At 67.2% G+C, this 21,724-nt stretch carries 20 protein-coding genes and 1 pseudogene; 16 read left to right on the top strand and 5 right to left on the bottom strand.

The genetic code is table 11. The features are described from left to right. Positions 1-103: 103 nt before the first annotated feature. The 4 genes from SK571_RS17215 to SK571_RS17200 all read left to right on the top strand — a co-directional run bounded on the left by SK571_RS17215 (position 104) and on the right by SK571_RS17200 (position 6,800). Positions 104-952, top strand: coding sequence for a helix-turn-helix domain-containing protein (locus SK571_RS17215; RefSeq protein WP_319985095.1), 849 nt, complete (start codon positions 104-106; stop codon positions 950-952). Continuing rightward, positions 867-1,100, top strand: coding sequence for a DUF397 domain-containing protein (locus tag SK571_RS17210; protein ID WP_319985094.1), 234 nt, complete (start codon positions 867-869; stop codon positions 1,098-1,100). Before SK571_RS17215 ends, SK571_RS17210 begins: the two co-directional genes overlap by 86 nt. Before the next feature lie 58 nt (positions 1,101-1,158). Next, positions 1,159-2,748 carry a hypothetical protein gene (locus SK571_RS17205; RefSeq protein ID WP_319985093.1) on the top strand — a complete coding sequence of 530 codons (1,590 nt, stop codon included), beginning with the start codon at positions 1,159-1,161 and terminating at the stop codon, positions 2,746-2,748. 77 nt (positions 2,749-2,825) lie between these two features. Beyond that, positions 2,826-6,800, top strand: a complete 3,975-nt coding sequence (locus SK571_RS17200) for an NACHT domain-containing protein (protein ID WP_319985092.1) — start codon at positions 2,826-2,828, stop codon at positions 6,798-6,800. Positions 6,801-6,845: 45 nt separating this feature from the next. Here the strand turns inward: SK571_RS17200 and SK571_RS17195 are convergent, their stop codons facing one another. From SK571_RS17195 to SK571_RS17180, 4 genes are read right to left on the bottom strand one after another with little or no spacing between them, the layout of a single operon-like run. Continuing rightward, complete coding sequence (locus tag SK571_RS17195) at positions 6,846-7,835, bottom strand: gamma-glutamylcyclotransferase (RefSeq protein WP_319985091.1); 990 nt, start codon at positions 7,833-7,835, stop codon at positions 6,846-6,848. Positions 7,836-7,845: 10 nt separating this feature from the next. Further along, entirely contained in the window at positions 7,846-9,429 is a 1,584-nt protein-coding gene (locus SK571_RS17190) for a Na+/H+ antiporter (protein WP_319985090.1), read from the bottom strand. A 19-nt stretch (positions 9,430-9,448) separates the two neighbouring features. Continuing rightward, positions 9,449-9,760, bottom strand: a complete 312-nt coding sequence (gene trxA, locus SK571_RS17185) for a thioredoxin (RefSeq protein ID WP_258948591.1) — start codon at positions 9,758-9,760, stop codon at positions 9,449-9,451. Further along, a complete protein-coding gene (locus SK571_RS17180; protein ID WP_319985089.1) occupies positions 9,748-10,137 on the bottom strand; it encodes a MerR family transcriptional regulator in 390 nt (129 codons plus the stop codon). Before SK571_RS17180 ends, trxA begins: the two co-directional genes overlap by 13 nt. A gap of 369 nt (positions 10,138-10,506) precedes the next feature. Here SK571_RS17180 and SK571_RS17175 point away from each other — a divergent pair. The 8 genes and pseudogenes from SK571_RS17175 to SK571_RS17140 all read left to right on the top strand — a co-directional run bounded on the left by SK571_RS17175 (position 10,507) and on the right by SK571_RS17140 (position 17,343). Further along, positions 10,507-11,359 (top strand): annotated as a pseudogene (locus tag SK571_RS17175) (LLM class flavin-dependent oxidoreductase). A gap of 12 nt (positions 11,360-11,371) precedes the next feature. Next, complete coding sequence (locus tag SK571_RS17170; RefSeq protein ID WP_319985088.1) at positions 11,372-12,643, top strand: LLM class flavin-dependent oxidoreductase; 1,272 nt, start codon at positions 11,372-11,374, stop codon at positions 12,641-12,643. A gap of 208 nt (positions 12,644-12,851) precedes the next feature. Next, complete coding sequence (locus tag SK571_RS17165; RefSeq protein ID WP_319985087.1) at positions 12,852-13,724, top strand: amino acid ABC transporter permease; 873 nt, start codon at positions 12,852-12,854, stop codon at positions 13,722-13,724. Continuing rightward, positions 13,721-14,443, top strand: coding sequence for an amino acid ABC transporter ATP-binding protein (locus SK571_RS17160; RefSeq protein ID WP_319985086.1), 723 nt, complete (start codon positions 13,721-13,723; stop codon positions 14,441-14,443). Before SK571_RS17165 ends, SK571_RS17160 begins: the two co-directional genes overlap by 4 nt. Before the next feature lie 12 nt (positions 14,444-14,455). Then, the gene (locus SK571_RS17155) at positions 14,456-15,388 is read left to right on the top strand and encodes an ABC transporter substrate-binding protein (protein WP_319985085.1); all 933 of its coding nucleotides are present in this window, start codon (positions 14,456-14,458) and stop codon (positions 15,386-15,388) included. Positions 15,389-15,399: 11 nt separating this feature from the next. Then, entirely contained in the window at positions 15,400-15,852 is a 453-nt protein-coding gene (locus SK571_RS17150) for a winged helix-turn-helix domain-containing protein (protein ID WP_319985084.1), read from the top strand. A gap of 61 nt (positions 15,853-15,913) precedes the next feature. Beyond that, positions 15,914-16,786 (top strand): aminoglycoside phosphotransferase family protein, encoded by an 873-nt coding sequence (locus tag SK571_RS17145; protein ID WP_319985083.1) that lies wholly within the window; start codon positions 15,914-15,916, stop codon positions 16,784-16,786. A 368-nt stretch (positions 16,787-17,154) separates the two neighbouring features. Beyond that, the gene (locus SK571_RS17140) at positions 17,155-17,343 is read left to right on the top strand and encodes a hypothetical protein (RefSeq protein ID WP_319985082.1); all 189 of its coding nucleotides are present in this window, start codon (positions 17,155-17,157) and stop codon (positions 17,341-17,343) included. On the opposite strand, the gene SK571_RS17135 is transcribed toward SK571_RS17140, so the two are convergent. Next, a complete protein-coding gene (locus tag SK571_RS17135) occupies positions 17,320-18,192 on the bottom strand; it encodes an AraC family transcriptional regulator (RefSeq protein ID WP_319985081.1) in 873 nt (290 codons plus the stop codon). The genes SK571_RS17140 and SK571_RS17135 overlap by 24 nt on opposite strands. Here SK571_RS17135 and SK571_RS17130 point away from each other — a divergent pair. Genes SK571_RS17130 through SK571_RS17115 form a run of 4 tightly spaced genes read left to right on the top strand, consistent with a single transcriptional unit; the run spans position 18,191 to position 21,666 of the window. Next, positions 18,191-18,943, top strand: a complete 753-nt coding sequence (locus SK571_RS17130) for a nuclear transport factor 2 family protein (protein WP_319985080.1) — start codon at positions 18,191-18,193, stop codon at positions 18,941-18,943. The two genes, SK571_RS17135 and SK571_RS17130, sit on opposite strands and share 2 nt — an antisense overlap. A 1-nt stretch (position 18,944) precedes the next feature. Continuing rightward, positions 18,945-19,790 (top strand): protein-ADP-ribose hydrolase, encoded by an 846-nt coding sequence (locus tag SK571_RS17125; RefSeq protein WP_319985079.1) that lies wholly within the window; start codon positions 18,945-18,947, stop codon positions 19,788-19,790. Then, positions 19,787-20,575 (top strand): SIR2 family NAD-dependent protein deacylase, encoded by a 789-nt coding sequence (locus SK571_RS17120; protein ID WP_319985078.1) that lies wholly within the window; start codon positions 19,787-19,789, stop codon positions 20,573-20,575. Before SK571_RS17125 ends, SK571_RS17120 begins: the two co-directional genes overlap by 4 nt. Further along, on the top strand, positions 20,572-21,666 hold the full coding sequence (locus SK571_RS17115) for an NAD(P)-dependent alcohol dehydrogenase (protein ID WP_319985077.1): 1,095 nt from the start codon (positions 20,572-20,574) through the stop codon (positions 21,664-21,666). Before SK571_RS17120 ends, SK571_RS17115 begins: the two co-directional genes overlap by 4 nt. Positions 21,667-21,724: the final 58 nt, after the last annotated feature.

Raw genomic sequence — 21,724 nt, 5'->3', positions numbered from 1 at the left:
TGGCAGGGCTGCGAGTTTCCTGGCAACGAGCTGAAGATCAGTCAGTCCGTTTTCACCCGAACGAGCCCCTTGTTGCTCTTCGAGCAAGCCCTACGGTCGATCTATGGCCACCAGTACTCCATCTACCGCATACAGCCGGGACCTGGGCGACGAGCTGCGCAAAGTACGCGAGACGTCGTCCGAACTCACGGGCGCCGCACTGGCCGTCCGCCTGGGCTGGGATCCCAGCAAGGTCTCCACGCTGGAGAACGGCAAGTACCGCCCCAGCGAGATCGACCTCGTGCAGTACCTGTCGATGCTGGGCAAGGACATCGACTTCTTCGAGGACTTCAAACGCCGCTTCCGCTACGCGTTCGAGGAGTACATCGTCCAGGTCTCGGACAACCTCCGCACACTGGCGATGGCCGAGTCGACCGCCATCATGATCACCAGCTACGACCCGCAGGCGGTGCCGGGTCTGTCGCAGACACCGGAGTACGCCGACAGCCTGTACCGGATGGGCGGGTACATCGTGGAGGAGCGGATCCCCACGGTGGTCAAGTTCCGGATGGACCGGCAGGTGATCCTGAACCGGCACAACCGCCCGACTTGCTTGTTCTACATCCACGAACATGCGTTGCAGACACAGGTCGGCGACGCGCAGACGATGGAAGACCAGTACGCCAAGCTGCTGTTCGGCGCGCCCACGATCCGAATCGTCCCGGCGACGGCGAAGCTCGTGGCCACCAGTTGTGTGCTGTGGGAGTACGACAAGGCGATGCCGGTGGCGTTCACCTCGACCGACCTGGCGAAGGTGTTCGTGCAGGATCCGGGCGCCATCGCGCGGACTCGGCTGCTGTTCGACCGCTTGGCCGAGGTCGCCCTGGATGAGGAACAATCGCGGAAGGTGCTGGCGGACTACGTCGGCCGACCGCGAGAGGAACTCAATGAGCGAGGCCCGCGCTTGGCGTAAGAGCAGTTACAGCGGCGCGACCGAGGACGACAACTGCGTCGAGGTGTCGCTGTCCTCCGACGCTCTGGTCCGTGACTCGAAGAACCCGTCCGGAGGCGTCCTGACCTTCACTTCTGCAGCCTGGAAAAATTTCCTCGAGAACCGTTGAACCGTCGCCCGTCCCACTACGTGTTCCCGCCGTCGAACGGGATCGAGGGGGATGGGTCATGGCGGACGAGAAGACGGTGCTGATCGGTAGATGCGGTCCGACGGTCATGCTGCCGAAGCAGGGCAGCCGGGTCGTGCCGCTGCGCCAGACCGCTCCGCTGCGGGTGGACGTGGCGGGCGGCGGCCCGGTCGGTCTCGCCTTCGCGTGCACGGTCAAGTCGTTGCTGGGTGACCAGGTCTCGGTCCGCGTGCACGACCGCCGCTGGATGCGTCAGGGCAACCGGGTCGTGTGGAAGGGCCTGGCCGAGGGCAACAACCGCCGCGAGCAGGTCGTGACGCTGCAGAGCAACGTCTGGGCCTCCCTGCCGGTCGCCGTCCAGGAGCGGTTGTTCGCGCCCGGCAAGTTCTCCGAGATGTGGCCGCTCGGCCCGGACTCTCCGGCGTCCAAGGGCCGTCCGCGCAACATCAAGATCCGCTGGATCGAGGACTGCCTGCTCGACATGGCCCAGGACGTCTACGGCATCGAGGTCGTCCCCGGTGCCTACACGCCTCCCGCCCGCTTCGACGGCCTGCACGTACTCGCGATCGCCGACGGCGCCCGTTCCGCCACCCGCGAAGCGTTCTCGTCCCAGTTCGGCACCCCGAGCCGTGAACTGTTCTCAGTGGACGGTTCGCCGCTGGACGAGCGCGTCCTGGGCATCCGCGTCACCGCCAAGTCCCCCGACGAGCACACCGTCCCGCTGACCGTGGCGCAGAACAGGTTCCTCTTCAACTCGCTCGGCGGCGGCTTCATCAACATGCGCCTCACCGCCGAGGAGGCGTCGGAGATCGTCGCCCTGGGCGAGAGCGGCCCTGTCTCGTGCATCGGCAAGTTCGGCTGCACCATGCGTCCCGCCTCGAACGGCCGCTTCGTCTGCGACCGGCACCGCGCCGTCTTCAAGCCGTCGGTCGACAAGCTCTCCTACCTGTGGCCCCGGATCCTCGACGGCCTGCGGTTCTTCGGCGTCGGCGTGGCGGACGTCGTCGGCATCAACTCGTTCACGCTCGGCATGCAGCAGATGTCGAAGTTCACCGCGCAGCTCGCGCCGTCGACGTTCGGCTTCCTGCTCGGCGACGCCGCGAACTCGCTGCACTTCTGGCCCGGCCGCGGCCTCAACACGGGCCTCAAGAGCGCCCTCTCGCTCGCCGTGAACCTGCAGAAGCGCTGGCGCGGCAAGGCTTTCCGCGCCGCCGACTTCGCCCAGCACGAGGGCGTCATGCAGCAGCTCCAGTACCGTGAGAAGTCCCGAGCCTGGACCACCATGCTCATGCCCGACTCCGAAGGCACCCCGCGCGGCATCGAGGACCGCATCCGCGAGGGCCTCCAGGGCCCCGCCGACCGCGCCGCCCTCGTCAAGACGCTGTTCGAGCGCGTCCTCGACATCAAGAACCGCATGGGCGACCGCATGGGCCCGCTGGCCACCGACGAGTGGTACTACGGCCGCGTCAACGCCCTGGACACCCGCACGCTGAAGGTCCTGGTGGAGTCCGGCGCGTGGATCACCCGCGAGATCGGCGGCGAGGAGGTCGAGGTTCCCTCGGCCGCGCCGGCCACCGCGCCCGCCGCGAAACAGCAGCCGGTCCGCCAAGACCTGTCCTTAGCCAGCTAGTGGCCGAAGTTTGGGCCAAAAGAGTGACAATGAAGGAGCGGAGGTAGCAGGCAGCTGGATCACGACGATGATCTGACATGGCTCAAGCTTCAAACATCGAAATGACGTTCCGGCAGGTGCGGGAGCTCGTCAAGGACGGAACCAAAACTGAAGATTTGCTGGGCAGCGTGGACAAGCTGCTCGGTGCTGTCCTGCTCTTGTCGCCAGCGGCGTTCGGGCCAACTGCCTTGCCTGCGCTAGGCCTCATCGGCGCCAAGAACGAGATTGTCAAGCTCGCAGGTGGCGTGGTCAAAAAGATCGCCGAGAGCTCGAAGCCCAGCTTCGTCGACCGCGGCCGTCACATCGTCGCGGCGCACTGCCTGCTTACCTATACCGCGTTTTTCGAAGCGCTGCAGGACAGTCTGCCGGACTTCGTCAAAGCGATCGATCTGAGCGGATCTGAGCGCCACAGGATCGCCGAGCGCGCAGTGGCGAGGATCGAAGCTCTTGCAGCCCTGCCAGCGAGACCATTGGACGCAGGCGAAGTTGCTCTTGCGGAGATACCTGTCCCATTGCCGCACCCGGTCCTCACCCGGAATCAGGAAGGTGAGAACCGGAGGAGCCTCTACGAGAACATGACTCGGCATCTGACCAAGTTCGTGTCAGGTCTCGCTGTGTGGGAGCGGCTCGGCGAGCCGGAACGGGACGAGATCAGCAGTCGGCTCCGGGACCTGCCGGCCAAGGCCGTCGAGGTCTACGAACTGCAGTACCTGGCCTTCGCGGCCGAAGTGCCTGAGTACTTCATCTGGTCGGATCTGAGAGAACACGGTCGCACTCAGCAGCTCACTGTTGCCGTGCGCCAGAAGCTCGATCAGATCGACTCCGCGACCAAGGCGCTCGATCTGGGGCTGGCCAACCTGGCGAAGGCGATCGAGGTGATCACCCACGCGCCGACCGTCGAGAACCCGTCACTCGAAGTGTCCGAGGCTCTGAACCGAACGTACTCGAGCTGGATTGCGGACCCAGTGATCGATGATCGGTATGACCGTCGCGACGATGCGCCCGCCTTGCAGTACCCGAAGAAACAGGACATCTTCGTGCCGCAGGCATACAAGGTGCTGCGGCACCTGGACACCAAAAAGCGCCTCGAAGACGAACGCCTGTGGGCAGGTATCGACAGCAGGAACGACCTCGGTGCCTTTGTCATCAGCTATCTCGAATCGGTGTACAGCACCGAGTCCCCCTTGGTCATCCTCGGCCAACCAGGCTCAGGCAAGTCGTTGTTCACGGAGCTGCTGGCAGCGACGCTGCGGCCACCGACCTTCAACGCTGTGCGGGTGAAGCTGCGCGACATCGACGCCGAATCCGAACTGCAGACCCAAATTGAGCACCAGATCCGGAAGGACACCGGTCTGGACGTGCATTGGCCGGCGTTCGCAAAGGCGTTCCCGGACAGTCCGCCGGTGATCATTCTTGACGGCTACGACGAACTTCTCCAGTCTAGCGGGAAAGTCTACAGCGGTTACTTGGATAAGGTCCACCAGTTCCAGCGCCGCGAAGCAAACCAGAAGCGCCCGGTCAGGATCATTGTCACCAGTCGCGTGACGTTGATCGACAAAGCGGTCATGCCGCCAGGAGTCACCGTGCTCCGGCTCCTGGAGTTCGACGAGCCGAGACGGCAAGCCTGGATCTCCGTTTGGAACCAACACAATCACGAGTACTTCTCGCGGACCAGTACCCGGCAGTTCCATCCTGGGGACGAGGAGAAGGTACTGCAGTTGGCGCGGCAGCCGCTGCTCCTGCTAATGCTCGCGGTCTACGACTCGAAGGAGAACTCACTTCATCGCGGTGAGCGGCTTGATCAAACGCGCCTATACCATAGTCTGCTCTGCCGGTTCATGGAACGCGAACGGCTCAAGGACGAGGAGGGAACGCGCTTCCGTGCGCTCCGCCCATGTCAGCAGGCAGACCAGATCGAGCGTGATCTGGAGCGTCTCGGTGTCGCTGCCGTCGGCATGTTCAATCGGCAGTCACTGCACATCGCCAAGGAACAGCTGAATCAGGACATCGCATACTTCGACGTTGGGCGCTCGGTGCATCGCTCGGCCGGTGGTGTGCAGCTCAGTCAAGCCGAGCTCCTGCTAGGGAGCTTCTTCTTCATCCACGAGTCACGCTCGAAGAATTCCGGGGGTGTGGCTGCTGAGAGCGAGTCCAACCCGACGTCGTTCGAGTTCTTGCACAACACCTTCGGTGAGTTCCTAACCGCCGACTTCATCCTGCGAATTCTGCTGCGGGAAACGAAGATGGTGGAGAAGATGGACGGAGATGAAGATCTTCGACCGGCTCTCCGGCAGCGGTTGAGTCTCGTTGTCGAGAACTGGTTTGCTTGCCTTTGTTATTCGGCCCTACATGCGCGACCCGTAATTCTCGAAATGCTTCGAGAATGGGCCGGACATCGCTTGAATGACGAAGGTCGCAGTATCTCTAGCTTCCTCGAAAGTCTGGATCTTGTACTTCGCGAGCAGCTTAGAAGCATCCTGCGGGGAGCTCCGCCGAGATTCCTGATCGACGTCGATGAGAAGCGTCCTTTCGCTCAACTGCCGACTTTTGGGCACATGGCGATCTACAGTCTCAATCTGGTCGTTCTTCGTGCGGTTCTGTCGGCGGACGTCTATGTTTTCGACGAAAGCCAGTTCTCGGTGGCCGATTCGGGATGTCGACCGTGGGACCGACTTGTTCATTTGTGGCGTTCGTGGTACTCGCTGGAGGCTCTATCGGGAGTTTCGGCGATTCTCAGGGCATCCAGGTCTGTCGGGAAAGTTGAGTTACGCAGTCACGATTTCTTTCAGGCGCCTGCTCAGAAATCGAAACTCGACGATGTGTTCAGTGTCGCCGATTCCCTGGCTGATAATATTACTGCCGGTCTGGCTGGGCTCCACGTTTACGACAGCTCTTTCGGCTATCAAATAGACCTAGAACAGATTGAAATTCGATTGTTTGATGAAGGGGTCAACCTTAATGATGAGATAGTAAGTCGGCAGGCGAATGACTATCGATACGCGATGCATACTGTAAGACGAGTAGATGGCGGTGGTATTTTCCGTAGGGCGACAAGTTGGTATAAAAATGGTGTGATCAGGTCGCGTGCGCAATCCAACGCCTTCGAGGCTTTGCTTCGGGAAGATCGTATTGATCTTGGCGGTGCGATGGAGTCGATAATCGGCCCGAGTGAGCTTGAATCCCTCAGTCGCCTGCCCTCGCACGATGTTGATGCCATCGTTAAAGTTAGAAGTGCGGCAGAGCCGCTGTGGATCAGTGACTTGCTTAATGACGTGGCGAAACGCGGTTTGGCTTGGGCTGCGTCGTGTGACGCGGCAGGTCCGATCTTGAGAGCGGCAAGAGTGCATGTTCATTCCCGCGGTGCGCAAGATCTAAGAGAGCGGTCTATTGATGAGCTTAGATCGGGTCTTGTTTTCGAGCCTCGCACCGTGGAGCTCGCGATCAGCATGGCAATCTGCGGTATGGCGATTGATGTAGAGCTTCTGGTAAAGCAAAGCATGGACGTCTTTGCTGCACGTCTTCATGGTGGCGAATGGAGGGTGGACGACCTTTCTGTTGCGATGCTGAACGTCTTTTTGGGCATGGTGATAGACAGTGGTCGGCAGGTTCGAAATTCCGCGATTTTTCTTGTTGAGGAGGTGGCGAGCTTCATCTCGAGAGGTGGGGAATCCCGCGTGCCAGTGAATTTGAATTCACTGATGATAAAACTAGCGCTTTGTCTTCCTCTTGAATCGCTCCTCAGGCACCGTCTGATGGCCCCACTGCTTGATGACTTCGATCTGTCTGGTTGGATATTTGAAGATCCTACTGACGTGGTTCTGGCGATCCGGCTATGTCGAGAGAATGATAATTTGCAGGAAGCGCGCGAAATGCTCGATCGAATTTTCTCTTTGTCGGCGAACGGGACTCAGAATCTTTCTTTCTCTAGGCGGATCTTTGGAGATGCTAGTATTGCTCTGTCCTCGCGTGCCGTCGATGATCTAAATTGGGCGATCAGTGAGGCCAATCGCTGAAGGCCTCGCGCTTTCACAGCTAGCTGCTGCTTGACTTCGTTCTACTTACACCCAGGCTTCGGCGCCTGAACCGAGCCGCACGAGTGCTCGCCGGTAGTCGTCCACCTCGTAGAGGTCCGCCGCCGCGAGCTCCGTGGTCGTCACTTCCAGCACGGTCCCCGCGGTCGCGTCGGCGGGATCGCCGGTGTGCCGCAGGATCGGATGGCGGTCCGTCCCGCTGACCGCGATCACGGCGGGGTCGGTGATCGTCACCCAGTCCTGCCGGTAACCGGGCAGCACGTCCTGCCTGCCGGCCGGCGTCCGCCCGAAGTGCTCGATCTGCACCGGGGGCGTCTGCAGCGTCCCGTAGGAGAAGAGGTTCACGACGGCGTCCGCCGCACCACCGATCCGCCGCAGCACGGGATGGGCGACGTCCTCGTTGCCGACCACGACCGAAGCCCGTTCCGCCGGCCCGACCTCGTCGAGGTACCGGCGGCTCGCGGCGTGATACCGCTGGCCGAAGGCCCGCTGCGCCTGCTTCAGCCCGCCCAGCAGCTCGCGATCACGCCGGGTGCCGCGCTCGAGGGCCACCTCGAAGGGCGTGTCGACGAAGACGACCTCGTCCCACTTCAGCTCTCGCTGCAGGAAGCTCCCGTCGACCACCAGGACGAGGTCGTCCGGCGCGGTGATCGGGGGCTCGTCCAGCGCAGTGTCCGAGCGCAGGTCGATGATCCGCTCGCGGTACCGGCGGTCTCCGCCGGGCCCGAGCGGCTCCAGCACCAGCCGCGAGAACGCGCCGAAGTCGTAGGCGTCCAAGTAGTAGCCGTCCGCCGAGTCGCGGCCCTGCCGGTGACGCACGGCTCGCGGGTGGTGGAACCCGTCCATCGACAGGTGCGCGGCGGACCGGCCCCGCGCGGTGACGGCCGCGGTCAGCTCGCGGGCCAGCGTCGTCTTGCCCGACGCGGTGATCCCGTCCACCGCCACGCGCAGCGGACGCCCGAGCCCGACGAGGTGGTCGGCGATCCGGCCCAGCAAGCGCTCCCGAGGAGTGATCACGGGCCGGACTTTAGTCGTCCTCGACCTCGCGCCTGGAGAGCCGGACCTCCTCGACGTCGAGCTTGCGCTGGATCGTCCGCAGCACGATGTCGTCGATGGCGGCCTCGTCGCGCAACCGCACCACGGTCGCCCGCTTGTGCGCGATCAGCTCCAGCCGCAGCGCCGCGTACTCGACCTCGGACTGCGCCACCTCCTCGTCGCCGGCCTCCTTGGCCCGCACGACCTCCAGGTGGTGTTCGTACTCGGCGCGCACCCTCTTGTAGACGACGTCCGAGACACCCACCTTGTCGGCGAGACGGGGCAGGGCCTCGTAGGCCTCCTCGGACGCCGTCGACTGGGCCAGCCGCAGCTCCTCGTCCAGCGCCGTGTCCTCGGGCAGCTGCGAGAACCGGATGATCGAAGGCAGCAGCACCGCCTGCACGATCAACGTCAGCACCACGACGCCGGACGTGATGAGGATGATCTCGTCGCGGAACGGGAAAGGCCCGCCACCCACCACCGTCTCGGGCACGGCCAGCGCGGCGGCCAGCGACACCGCGCCGCGGAACCCGGCGGCGGACGACACCAGCCGCTGGCGGGCACCGACGCGCCGCAGTCGTTGCTGCGGACGGCGGTCGAGGGCCCGGATCACATAAGGAGTCGTGTAGCTCCACAGCAGGCGCGTGCCCGTCACCGTCAACGCCACCAGCCCGATGGCGCCGAACGTCGCCAAGGTCTCCGAGCCGTCCAGCGACCGGATCGCGCTGTGCGCCTGGAGTCCGATCAGGACGAACAGGGCACCGTTCAACACGAACGTGGCGATGCCCCAGAACGCGTAGCTGACCTGACGGGTGTCGGCGCGCACGATGCGCGGCCCGACCCGTGCCAGCGTCAGGCCGCACGTCACCACGGCGATCACGCCGGAGCCGTGCACGGTCTCGGCCAGCAGGAACGCCGCGAACGGGGTCAGGATGCTGACCACGCTCTCGTGCAACGGGCTGTCGAGCCGCTTGCGCACCTGCACCGCGAGCCACGCGACGATCAGCCCGGCCACCGCGCCACCCGCGTACGACAGCAGCAACTGCAACCCGACCCGTCCGGTGCTGAACTCCTGTTCGCCTATGGTGATGGAGATGGCGATCGCGTAGATCACGAGCGCTGTGCCGTCGTTGATCAACGACTCGGCGCGCAGGATCGTCGACGTCCGGCGCGGCATGCCGCGGGCGATCGCCGCGACGGCCGTCGCATCGGTGGGTGCGAGAGCCGCGCCGAGCACCCACGCCGGACCCCAGTCGAGGCCCAGCGCGTGGGCGACCGATGCGACGGCGGCGGCCGTTGCGAGTACGAGCAGCGTGCTGAGCAGCACGATCGGGCGCAGGTTGCTGCGGATCTCCCGCAACGAGGTGTTGAGGCTTTCCCAGTACAGCAACGCCGGCAGGAAGATCAACAACATCGCCTCCGGCGGGAGGCTGACCTCTTCCAGGGCGGGCACGAAGCCGAGCACCCCGCCGCACACCACCAGCAGCACCGGGGCGGCGACGCGCAGCCGGCCGGACACCATGCTGCTCGCGAGGATGCACACACCCAGCACCACTACGAGTTCGAGACCGAGCATGCGCTAGAAGATAGGCCGATCAGGCGCTCAGCGCGTCATCCAGCTCGGCCAGCAGGCGGGACTTGGGACGCGCTCCCACGATCTGCCGAATCGGCACGCCGTCGCGGAACAGCAGCATCGTCGGCAGCGACATGACCTGGTGGTCGCGGGCGGTGGCGGTGTTCTCGTCGGCGTTGATCTTGACGACGGTCAGGTCGTCGCGTTCGCGGTCGATCTCCTCCAGCACCGGGGTGAGCATGTGGCACGGCCCGCACCACTGCGCCCAGAACTCCACGAGGACGGTGCCCGTCCGGGTCTGGTCCGAGAACGTGGCGTCGGTCAGCTGCTGCACTGGAACTCCTTGGGTTCGGGCACGAGGCACGGGTCCTGGAAGGCGAGTCTGGCCAGCAGGAACTCCCGGACGGTGTTGAGCCGGTCCAGGCAGGCGTCCACCTCGGCGAGCTTGCGCCGGTAGACCTCCCGCGAGTCCGGGCACGAGTCACCGGACTCGTGCCCGGCGCGCAGACACGCGACGAACGGCCGGGTGTCCTCCAGGGACAGCCCGACCGCCTGCAGCGACTGGATCTCGCGAACCAGCCGCAGGTGGTGCTCGTCGTACTCGCGGTAGCCGTTGGGCGTGCGCCCCGCTTCGAGGAGCCCTTCGGACTCGTAGAAGCGCAGCGCACGGGTCGTGGTGCCGGCTCGCTTGGCCAGTTCGCCGATCCTCATGGACCGAACGCTAAACCTTGACGCTCACGTCAACGCAACACTTCGGCTCGGGGCGCCCTGCCAGTCGCCGCGCTGCAGCCGGTGACGCAGGCACCAGAGGAGCGCGGCGATCCGTGCTCGAACGGTATGCCAGTGGTCCCGGAGTGGGAAACGATCGGAGGAGCGGGCCTCAAGCCCGCTCGGTGCGCTCACAGCGCGAGGGCGCGCACGCCCTTTCGAGTCGTCATGCGGAAGATCGTGACATCGCCGCGCCGCAGTCCGCAAGCACGAAAATATTCCCGCTCCGGCCAGGAGTCCCACCCAGTGGCCGTCCCGGCGTGAGGCCCCTCCGCACACACAGAATGCGAGCAAACGACGAGAGGGGGACCGGTGGGCACACGACTGCACCTGGCCGCCGCGCTCCACGCCACCGGCGAAGAGGCTTTCACCGCAAGGCATTGGGCCGACCTCGTGCGCGAGGCCGAGGAAGCCAAGTTCGACTTCGTCACGTTCGACGACTCGCTCGGCGGCCGGCCGGGCCTGGACGCGGTCCTCACGGCCGCGCGCATCGCCCCGCTGACCACGCGCGTCGGCCTGGTGCCGACGGCGATCGTGACGCACACCGAGCCGTTCCACCTGTCGAAGGCGATCGCGACGCTCGACCACGTGAGCGGGGGGACGGGCGGGCGTTCAGCTGGCCGTCGCGCCCGATCCCGCCGACGCCAGGCACTTCGGGCGCCGTTCGATCGGACCGGAGTCGGAGCTGTGGGAGGAGGCCGCGGACTACGCGGAGGTGCTGCGCCGGTTGTGGGACAGCTGGGAGGACGACGCGGAGATCCGCGACGTGGCCACCGGGCGGTTCATCGACCGCGAGAAGCTGCACCACATCGACTTCGAGGGCCGGTGGTTCAAGGTGCGCGGGCCGTCGATCACACCGCGCCCGCCGCAGGGGCACCCGCTGATCGCGGCCTCGGAGCCGTTGGGGGACATCGTGTTCGCGGACGAAGTCTCGTCATCCGACAGGCTCGTGTTCCGCGACGTCGACGCGTCGACCCCGGTCGAGAAGCTGATCGCCTGGCACGACGAGGGTTTCGCCGGCTTCCGGCTGCACGGCGACCTCCACCGGACCACCCGCGAGGTCGTGCCGGAACTGCGGCGGCGCGGACTGTTCCGCACCGAGTACGAGCACACGACGTTGCGCGGCCACCTCGGCCTCGCCCGGCCGGGCAACCAGTTCGCCTAGGAGGAACGCGAGATGCCCAAGCAGATCCACCTCGCCGCGCACTTCCCCGGCGTGAACAACACGACCGTCTGGAGCGATCCGCAGGCGGGCAGCCACATCGAGTTCGAGTCGTTCGTCCACTTGGCACAGACGGCCGAACGGGCGAAGTTCGACTTCTTCTTCCTGGCCGAGGGACTGCGGCTGCGCGAGCAGGGCGGTGAGATCTATGACCTGGACGTCGTCGGCCGGCCGGACACGTTCACCGTGCTCGCCGCGCTGGCCGCCGTCACCGACAGGCTCGGCCTGGCGGGCACGATCAACTCCACCTTCAACGAACCCTACGAGGTGGCGCGGCAGTTCGCCTCGCTCGACCACCTGTCGGACGGGCGCGCCGCCTGGAACGTCGTCACCTCGTGGGACGCGTTCACCGGTGAGAACTTCCGGCGCGGCGGGTTCCTCGCCCAAGAAGACCGGTACACGCGCGCGGAGTCGTTCCTGCGCACCGCGTGGAAGCTGTTCGACACCGGCGTGGGGTCGTTCGAGCACACCGACCAGCACTTCGACATCAGCGGCACGTTCGGCGTTCCGCGCTCGCCGCAGGGCCGTCCGGTGATCCTGCAGGCCGGGGACTCCGAGGAGGGCCGCGAGTTCGCCGCCGCCACCGCCGACGCGATCTTCTCGCGGCACGGGACCTTGGAGGCGGGTCAGAAGTTCTACCGCGACGTCAAAGGGCGGCTGGCCAAGTACGGACGCACGCACGACCAGCTCGTGGTGCTGCCCGCGGCCACGTTCATCCTCGGCGACACGGACGCGGACGCCCAGGAGAAGGCCGCCGTGGTGCGGCGGCAGCAGGTCAGCGGCGCGACGGCCATCCGGTTCCTGGAGCAGGTGTGGAACCGGGACCTGAGCGGTTACGACCCGGACGGGCCGCTGCCCGAGGTCGAGCCGCTGATCGGCGAGAACACCATCGCGAAGGGCCGCGCGAGCGTGCGGATGTTCAAGGACCCGGCGCAGACCGTGCGGGAGTGGCGGGAGAAGGCCGCGGCGAAGAACCTGTCGATCCGCGACCTCGTGATCGACGTGAGCGCCCGGCAGACGTTCATCGGGTCGGCGGACAGCGTCGCCACGCAGATCGACGGCCTGGTGCAGCAGGACGCGGCCGACGGGTTCATCCTCGTGCCGCACGTGACGCCGGGCGGGCTCGACGAGTTCGCGGACACCGTCGTGCCGCTGCTGCAGGAGCGCGGCGTTTTCCGGGCCGACTACACAGGTCCGACGTTGAGGGATCATCTCGGTATCCGATAGTTGTTCAGCACGTGGATGTCCTTGCCCGGCCGGTTCCCCGGTACATAACGTGAGCGTCGTTGAGTGAGTGCTCTCCTCAAGAGCGCAGGGAAGGGAGGACAGGATGAACGGCGCCGTCACGCTGGTCCTGTCCTCCCGCTGTCGCACCGCCTGTACGAGCTGACACTTCTCGCTCGTCTCACGTTCCCCGCCGCAGCAAGGACTCGCCATGACCTCTGGCACGCTCACGCTGGTGTCCACAAAGGACGATGATCTCTCCTCGTTGCCCGTCGTGCCCGCTCGTCACCCGTGGCGCTGGGTCGGTGTCGCGTTCGTGCTGGTGCTCGCCGCGCAGTTCGTGCACGGCCTGGTCACGAACCCCGCGTGGGACTGGCCGACGTTCGCCCGCTACTTCACCGCCCGGTCGATCCTGACCGCCGTCGGCACGACCATCGTGCTGACCGTGCTCGGCACCGCCCTGGGGTTCGCGCTCGGCATCGTCGTGGCGGTGCTGCGGATGTCGAAGAGCCCGTTCCTGAGCGCCGTGGGCTGGACCTACATCTGGGCGTTCCGGTCGATCCCGCTGATCGTGCAGCTGCTGTTCTGGTTCAACATCTCCTACCTGTACCAGCGGCTTTCGCTCGGCGTGCCGTTCGGGCCGGAGTTCGTCAGCTTCGAGACGATCGCGCTGATCAGCCCCATGGGCGCGGCCGTGCTGGGACTGGCGCTGCACCAGGCGGCCTACGCGGCGGAGATCGTCCGGTCGGGCGTGATCTCGGTGGACCGCGGGCAGCTGGAGGCGGCGGCCGCGCTGGGCATCCCGAGGTTCCGGCAGTTCCGCAGAATCATTCTGCCCCAGGCGATGCGGTCGATCCTGCCCAACGCGGCCAACGAGGTGATCAGCCTGTTCAAGGGCACGTCGGTCGTCTCCGTGATGGCCATCGGCGAGCTCTTCTACCAGGTGCAGGTCATCTACGGCCGCAACGCGCGGGTCGTGGCGCTGCTGATGGTCGCGACCGTCTGGTACATCATCCTGACCACCCTGCTCTCGATCGGCCAGCACTACGTCGAGCGCTACTTCGCGCGAGGAGACCGCAGGTGATCGAGGTTCTGGGCGTGCACAAGAGCTTCGGTTCGCTCGAAGTGCTGCGCGGGGTGTCGCTGGAGGTCGCGGCCGGCGAGGTCGTGGTGGTGCTCGGGCCGTCCGGCTCCGGCAAGTCGACGCTGCTGCGCACCATCAACCGCCTGGAGAAGGTCGATCGCGGCTACATCACGATCGACGGCGAGCTCATCGGCTACCGGCGCCGCGGCGGGAAGCTGCACGAGCTCAAGGAACGCGAGATCCTCAAGCAGCGCAAGGACATCGGGTTCGTCTTCCAGAACTTCAACCTGTTCCCGCACCTCACCGCACTGGAGAACATCGCGGAGGTCGCGGAACTCTCCGACGCACGGCACTTCCTGGAACGCGTGGGACTCGCGGACAAGGCGGACGCGTACCCGCGGCAGCTCTCCGGCGGCCAGCAACAACGCGTCGCCATCGCCCGGGCCCTCGCCACGCGGCCGAAGGTCGTGCTGTTCGACGAACCGACGTCCGCGCTGGACCCCGAACTGGTCGGCGAGGTGCTGGACGTGCTGCGCGACCTCGCCCGTTCCGGCACCACGATGGTCGTCGTCACGCACGAGATCGGCTTCGCCCGCGAGGTGGCCGACCGGATCGTGTTCATCGACGACGGCGTGATCGTCGAAGAGGGAACACCCGGCGAGGTGCTCGACCACCCCGTCCACGAGCGCACCCGCGCTTTCCTGTCCAAGGTTCTGTAGAAGGAGTTCGTTGTGCGCAAAGTACTTCTCGCCGTGCTGGCGTTCGGTCTGGCTGCCTGCGGCACGGCCGGTGGTGAGGAGCCCGCCGAGGTCTCGGGCCTGAGCGTGAACCTCAGCCCGCAGCAGAACCGCGTCACCGCGGTGAAGGACGACAAGATCGCGGCGAAGGTGCCGGAGAAGTTCAGAACGAAGGGGGAGCTGGTGATCGGCGGATCCGCCGGTACAGCACCACCCCTGAGGTTCTACGCCACCGACGACAAGACCGTGATCGGTGTCGAGACCGACATCGCCACGCTGGTCGCCGACGTGCTGGGCCTGAAGCCCCGCCTCGAGGTCGCGTCGTGGGAGAACCTCTTCGTCGGTCTGGACAGCGGTGCCTACGACCTCGGCCTGTCGAACATCACGGTGACCGAGGCGCGCACGGAGAAGTACGACTTCGCCACCTACCGCCTGGACACGCTGGCGTTCGAGGCCAAGAAGGGCGGCACCTGGAAGGTGAAGGAGCCCAAGGACGTGGCGGGCAAGGTGATCGCCGTGACGTCGGGCACCAACCAGGAGAAGATCCTGGTCGACTGGAGTGCGGCGACCGTCTCGGCGGGTCTGAAGGCCACGGACATCAAGTACTTCCAGAACTCCTCGGACTACTACCTGGCACTGCAGTCCGGCCGCATCGACGCCTACCTCGGCCCGAACCCCACGTCGGCCTACCACGCGGCGACGTCCGGGCAGACCGAGGTGATCGGCAACTTCTCCGGCGGTGCCGCCGTCCAGGGCAAGATCGCCGCGACCACGAAGAAGGACAGCGGGCTCGTGACTCCCGTCCAGGAGGCCCTGAACCAGCTGATCGCCAACGGCAAGCACGCCGAGGTGCTGAAGCGCTGGGGCCTGTCCGACGAGGCCGTGCCGACGTCGGAGATCAATCCCCAGGGCCTGCCCAAGAGCTGAGGAGGTGCGACATGAGGTTCAGCATCACCATCGACACCGAGGACGAGAACACCGCGCTGCGGCTGCTCGGCGCGCTGACCGACGCGGGCCTGGTGCCGGCGGTCGAGGCCGCGGTCGAGGAGGTGGACGTCCGGATCCTCCCGGACACGCGGCAGGTGCTGGTGCACGACAAGCCCGTCGAGCTGACGCGCCTGGAGTTCGAACTGCTGCTCCACCTGTGCTCGAACACAGACCGCGTGCACCGCCGGCGCGAGCTGCTCTCGGCGGTGTGGGACGTCGACGACGACTACAGCGGCGGCCGCACGGTCGACGTGCACGTGCGACGGGTGAGGAAGAAGCTCGGCGACGCGGCGGAGATCGTCCAGACCGTCCGCGGCGTCGGGTACCTGGTGGCGTCGAGCGGCCGGTTCCGGGTGGAGCGGTCGCCGAACGTGGTGCGCCTCGCGGACCGGCGCGCCGGGTAAACGAGTTGCTCCGGCCCTGGGCGCGGTGTTGCATGGGGGGCACATCCGGGGGAGTTGATCGATGCTCGACGGCGAGACCACCACCGACGTGTCCCTTGTGGACGAACTGATCCGCACGCAGTTCCCGCGCTGGCACGGTCTGCCGATCACCGAGGTCGTGCACGGTGGCACCAGCCACGCCCTGTACCGGCTGGGCGACGACCTGGCGGTGAGGCTGCCACGCCGCGAATGGGCGAGGGACGACCCTTCCAAGGAAGCGGTCGTCGTTCCCCTGGTCGCGCCGCACCTGCCGGTCGCCGTGCCGGAACCGCTGGAGCTGGGCGAGCCCGCGCTGGGTTACCCGTACCAGTGGTCGGTGGTGCGCTGGGTCGCGGGCGAGATGGCCCCGGTCGAGGAAGCTTCCGAGGACACCCCGCACCGGCTCGCCGCCCTGATCCGCGCACTGCACGAGGTCGACGCGACAGACCGGCCGTGGACCACCTATCGCGGCCGTCTCGACGCCCGTGACAACGACGACGCCGTCCGTTCCTGCATCGCGCAGGTCGGCGGCGACCCCAGACTCGTCACCGTCTGGGAGGACGCCCTGAACGCCCCGCGCTGGGACCAGCCGGGCCGGTGGCTGCACGCCGATCTGCACGTCGGCAACCTGATCTTCACCGGCGGCGAGCTGACCGGCGTGATCGACTGGAGCAGCGCGGGCGTCGGCGACCCGGCCGGCGACCTCATGACGGCCTGGCTCTACCTCGACGAGCGCGGCCGCAAGGCGTTCCAGCGCGAGATGAGCGAGTACGACGACGCCGCGTGGGCGCGGGCGAAGGGCTGGGCGCTGCACCTCGCCGTGCTCGCGCTGCCGTACTACCGCGACACCAACCTGTTCCTCACGGGCATCGCCAGCCGGACGCTCGACCAGTTGTGCCCCGGGTGGGACGACTGATGCGGATCGGGCTCCCGTGGACGAAGTGGTCCGCCTGAACGGGACTGCGAGGTTGTGTCCAGGCTGGGCCCGCATCTGCCGATCGCGGTACCGGAGCCGCTGGCACTCCGCGGACCGGCACGGGGCTTCTTCGAGGCGGGGGAGCCGGACGGCGAGCTTGTCGCCGAGGCGGTCGATGGCGTGGGCGGTGCCGCCGTGCCCGCTGGTACGGCCTCGGGCTCACCGGCTCCTGCAGAAGGCCGGCACGGCGGGGCGAGTCGTGGACCACCCGCCACGACATCTCCACCAGCGACGCAGGCCAGCTGGTTCATTGCGAAACTCGGCGGTGACCGCGGTGCCATCAGCACTTCGGCAAGGTGGGCGCCTGCGTGGCCGTCGGCGACCTCATGACCGAGCGGCTGTTCCTCGACGACGCGGCCGCGTGCGGTCCCAGCGCGAGTTCGCGGAGTTCGGCGACATCACCTGGATCCGCGCACGAGGGCTGGGCGCTCGAACCCTCCGTACTGACGCTCGCCCGCCTCGCCCTCGCCCAGCTACTCCCGGAACGCCCCGGGTGACAGCCCCGTCTCGCGGACGAAGAACTTCGTGAAGTTCGTGGCCTCGCTGAACCCGAGCCGGTGCCCGATCGCCGCCGACGACAGGTCGGTGTGCACGAGCAGCCGTTTGGCCTCCAGCGTCACGCGGGCGTCGATCAGCGCCTTCGCGGACTGCCCGGTGGCGGCCAGGCAGATGCGGTTGAGGCTGCGCGTCGAGTAGCCGATCCTGGCCGCGTACTCGGCGGCGTTGCGGGTGGTGGCGAACGAGCGTTCCAGCTCCTGCTGGAAGCGCTCGAAACGCGGGTCGTGCCTGAGGGTGTCGCCCGGCAGGCGGGCGATGCGGAGCAGCAGCGCGCCCAGGAGTTGGCGCAGCAGGTCTACCGGCTCGTTGGTCAGCAGGTTGCGGCGGTACTCCTGGCGCAGGTCCTGCACGGCGCGGGTGAAGACCGCCAGCTCCGCCTTGGGCACCGTGTGCAGCACCGGGCCGAACGGGCTGAGCATCGGCTGTGGGAAGGCGGGGGTGAAAAGCAGCATGAGCGCTTCCGCCGAGCCTGCGGGCAGGCGGAGCACGCGGCCGGGACTGATGTGCAGCAACGTGCCGGGGGAGCACGGGTGGTCCACGAAATCGACCATGGTGGTGCCGGTGCCCGCGGTGAACAGGAACAGCTGGTGGAAGTCGGTGCGGTGCACCTTCGTCAGCGTGTCGGAGGTGAGGCGGCGGCGGAGGACGCCCAGGTCGAGTGCTTCGAGGCCCAGCTGCCCGCGGTCGGGGTTGCTGAAGCCGAACTGCGCGACCTGTCCACTTTTGACCATGGTGAGGCGTGATCCTACCTCGATCGGACTCGGCTGGTGGGCCACTGTGTGAGCCATGGACAACAAGGAACTCGTGCTCAAGGCCGCAGGCGAACTGTTCGGCGACAAGGACCCGTCCGCCGTGGACCGCTGGGTGGCGCCGGACTACCGCCAGCACAGCTCGCTCATCGCGGACGGACCCGAGGCGCTGCGCGGTCTCGTCGCCAACCTGCCGGAGGGCTTCCACTACGAACTGGCCCGGGTGATCGCGGACGGTGATCTCGTTGCGCTGCACGGCGTCTACCACGGGTTCGGGCCGCAGCCGCTGGTCGCGTTCGACCTGTTCCGGGTGCGGGACGGCAAGCTCGCCGAGCACTGGGACGCGCTCACGCCCGTCGTCGAGAACACCGCGAGTGGACGGTCCCAGACGGACGGTCCCGCACAGCCCGCACAGGAGAACACCGACCGCAGCCGTGAGCTCGTCAAGGAGTTCGCCCAGCGGATCCTGCAGGACGCCGACTACTCGGTGCTGACCGACTACATCTCCACCGAGACCTACCTGCAGCACAACCCCGAGGCCGCGGACGGGCTCGACGGGTTCGGTGCCGCCGCCGCGAAGTGGGCTCAGCAGGGCCGCAACCTCGTCTACAAGACCGTCCACCAGGTCGTGGCCGAGGGTGATCTCGTGCTGCTGCAGTCGGAAGGCGAGTTCGGCGAGCCGGTCGCGTACTGGGACCTGTTCCGCGTCCAGGACGGCAGGATCGTCGAGCACTGGGACGTCATCGCGCCGATCCCCGCCGCCCTGCCGCACGCCAACGGACTGTTCTGACGTGCTCGCCACCCTGCCCGGTTACCGGGACGCGGTCGCACTGGACGAGCCCTTCCGCCCGCTCGGTACGCCCGCTCCCGCCCACGAACTCGACCAGTTGACGGGCCTCGCCCTGCGGATGCTCGGCGACGACCCGTGGATCGGCCGGTTCCCGGTGCCTGGGAGCGCCGACGAACGGCGGCGCCTGCTGCGGGCGGTGCTGACCATCCGCGGGCCCGCGCCGCTCGACCCGGAACTCGTCGCCGTCCTGGACGCCCTGCTCGGCGGTGAACGTCAGCGGATGCGACCGGCCGACGTGCTGGAGCTGCCCGCGCCGGTCGCGGTGTGGCGCGGCGACATCACCCGGCTGGCGGCCGACGCCATCGTCAACGCCGCCAACGACGCCATGCTCGGCTGCTTCCAGCCCATGCACGCCTGCGTCGACAACGCGATCCACAACGTCGCCGGGCCGCGGCTGCGGGCCGACTGCGGGCGGATCATGTCGCTGCAGGGCACACCGGAACCGACCGGCACCGCGAAGATCACCCGCGGCTACCACCTGCCCGCGCCGTTCGTGCTGCACACCGTCGGGCCGATCGTGCACGGAAATCTGTTGCCTGCCCACGAAAGCGCGCTCGCTGACTCGTACCGGGCGTGTCTCGACCTCGCCGCCGAGGTGCCGGCGATCCGCACGATCGCGTTCTGCGGCATCAGCACGGGAATCTTCGGCTTCCCGAAACGACCGGCCGCGCGGATCGCCGTCGGCACGGTCCGGGACTGGCTCGCCGCGCACCCCGGCCGGCTCGACCGCGTGGTGTTCGTGGCGTTCAGGGCCGAGGACGAGGCCTTCTACCGGGAGTTGCTGTGACGCTGGAGCGCTGGCTGGACGAGGCCGACCGCGTGCTGATCGCCGCGGGCGCGGGACTGTCCGCGGCGGCTGGCTACGACTACTCGGACGCCGAACGGTTCGCCGAGTTGTTCCCGGTGCTGCACGAGAAAGGGCTGTGGGCGCGGTACCAGTTGATCGGACTGCCGCTGCCGCCCCGGTTGCTGTGGGGTTACTGGTCCGTGCACGTCGACGACATCCGGTTCGGCGAGGAACCGAACCCCGTGTACACGCGGCTGCGGGACCTGGTCGGCACCCGCGACCACTTCGTGCTCACGTCCAATGTGGACGGGCTGTTCGAGCGCAACGGGTTCGACGCGGAGCGGGTCTGGACGCCTCAGGGCGACTACGGCCGGTACCAGTGCGAGACGCCGTGCACGCGCGAGACCTGGCCGAGCAGGCCGATCATCGAGGCCGCGCTCGCCACCTACGACGCGGCGACGGGTGAGGCCACCGCCGTGCCGTCCTGCCCGCGCTGCGGGGGAGAGGTGTTCCTGAACGTGCACAAGGGACCCGAGTACGTGCCCGACCACTACCTGCCTGCCGGGCAACGGCTGCGTGACTGGCTGGACGACGGCGTGCTCGTCATCGAGATAGGCGCCGGGTACAGCACGCCCGGAGTCATCCGCTCCCCGGTCGAGTCGGTGGTGCGCGCACTGCCGGGTGCGCGGCTGGTGCGGATCAACACCGCGCACGCCGAGGTGCCGGAAGATCTGGCCGGGCGTGCCCTGAGCGTGCGGGCGGACGTCGCGGAGGTGCTGGCATGAGGATCACGGCGGCTGTCGTGGGGGAGAGGCACGGCGAGTTCGAGTTGCGCGAGGTGTTCCTCGACGAACCGCGGGACGGCGAGGTCCTGGTCCGGGTCGTGGCGGCGGGGATCTGCCACACGGACTCGATCACCCGGCACGGCGACCTGCCGTTCCCGTTGCCGGGCGTTCTCGGTCACGAGGGCGCGGGGGTCGTCGAGGCGGTCGGGCCGGGAGTGTCCGGTGTGGCCGAGGGAGACCACGTCGTGCTCGGCTGGCCCTGGTGCGGCGAATGCCGCAACTGCCTCGACGGTCAGCCGCGGTACTGCCTCAGGCTGGGAGACCTGCTGGTCGGCGGCGGCCGCGACGACGGGTCGACCGCGTTGCGCGGACTCGACGGCTCGCCGCTCGCGAGCCACTTCTTCGGGCAGTCGTCGTTCGCGACGCACGCGGTCGTGCCGTGGCGCGGCCTGGTGCCCGTCGAAGGGCCGCTGGAACTGCTCGGGCCCATGGCGTGTGGACTGTCCACCGGTGCGGGCGCCGTGCTGAACGTGCTGAAGCCGCACCCCGGCTCGTCTCTCGTGGTCTACGGCGCCGGCACGGTCGGGCTCGCCGCGATCATGGCCGCGCGCAACAGCGGGGCGACCCGGATCATCGCGGTCGACCGGCACGAGTCCCGGCTCGCGCTCGCCCGGCGGTTCGGCGCCACCGACACGGTGAACGTCGCCGTCGACGAGCCCGTCGCGGCGGTGCACGAGATCTGCTCAGGGCCCGCGGACTTCAGTCTGGAGTGCACCGGAGTCGTGGCGGTCTGCCGCCAGGCCGTGGACTCGGTGGGGATGCGTGGGACGTGCGCTCTCATCGGCGGGGCGCCGGCAGGGGCGCGCGTCGAACTGGACCACCTCAGCACGTTGTGGGGCAAGCGGGTCGTCGGCGTGCTCGGCGGGGAGGGGCGGAGCACGGCGCTCATCACGACGCTGGTCGACCTGCACCGGCAGGGGAGGTTTCCGTTCGACGAGCTCGTCACGCACTTCCCGTTCGGCGCCGTGGGGGACGCGATGCGGGCGGCGGAGGCGGGTGAGGTGATCAAGCCGGTGCTGCTGATGCCATAGCACGTCGCGCCATCCGCGAACCGGAGTAGGAGGCCCCCGCCATCCGGGGCCATTCGTC

The sequence above is a fragment of the Lentzea kristufekii genome, from assembly GCF_033949925.1.
Taxonomy (GTDB): domain Bacteria; phylum Actinomycetota; class Actinomycetes; order Mycobacteriales; family Pseudonocardiaceae; genus Lentzea; species Lentzea kristufekii.
The sequence above is the reverse complement of the archived record's forward strand: the minus strand, read 5'-3'. Positions and strand labels throughout refer to the sequence as shown.

Excerpts from the sequence above, each read along its gene's own strand:
- SK571_RS17215 (WP_319985095.1), top strand. The coding sequence starts at position 104 with ATGGCCACCAGTACTCCATCTACCGCATACAGCCGGGACCTGGGCGAC.
- SK571_RS17210 (WP_319985094.1), top strand. The coding sequence starts at position 867 with ATGAGGAACAATCGCGGAAGGTGCTGGCGGACTACGTCGGCCGACCGC.
- SK571_RS17205 (WP_319985093.1), top strand. The coding sequence starts at position 1,159 with ATGGCGGACGAGAAGACGGTGCTGATCGGTAGATGCGGTCCGACGGTC.
- SK571_RS17200 (WP_319985092.1), top strand. The coding sequence starts at position 2,826 with ATGGCTCAAGCTTCAAACATCGAAATGACGTTCCGGCAGGTGCGGGAG.
- SK571_RS17190 (WP_319985090.1), bottom strand. The coding sequence starts at position 9,429 with ATGCTCGGTCTCGAACTCGTAGTGGTGCTGGGTGTGTGCATCCTCGCG.
- SK571_RS17180 (WP_319985089.1), bottom strand. The coding sequence starts at position 10,137 with ATGAGGATCGGCGAACTGGCCAAGCGAGCCGGCACCACGACCCGTGCG.
- SK571_RS17170 (WP_319985088.1), top strand. The coding sequence starts at position 11,372 with ATGCCCAAGCAGATCCACCTCGCCGCGCACTTCCCCGGCGTGAACAAC.
- SK571_RS17165 (WP_319985087.1), top strand. The coding sequence starts at position 12,852 with ATGACCTCTGGCACGCTCACGCTGGTGTCCACAAAGGACGATGATCTC.
- SK571_RS17150 (WP_319985084.1), top strand. The coding sequence starts at position 15,400 with ATGAGGTTCAGCATCACCATCGACACCGAGGACGAGAACACCGCGCTG.
- SK571_RS17145 (WP_319985083.1), top strand. The coding sequence starts at position 15,914 with ATGCTCGACGGCGAGACCACCACCGACGTGTCCCTTGTGGACGAACTG.
- SK571_RS17130 (WP_319985080.1), top strand. The coding sequence starts at position 18,191 with ATGGACAACAAGGAACTCGTGCTCAAGGCCGCAGGCGAACTGTTCGGC.
- SK571_RS17135 (WP_319985081.1), bottom strand. The coding sequence starts at position 18,192 with ATGGCTCACACAGTGGCCCACCAGCCGAGTCCGATCGAGGTAGGATCA.
- SK571_RS17115 (WP_319985077.1), top strand. The coding sequence starts at position 20,572 with ATGAGGATCACGGCGGCTGTCGTGGGGGAGAGGCACGGCGAGTTCGAG.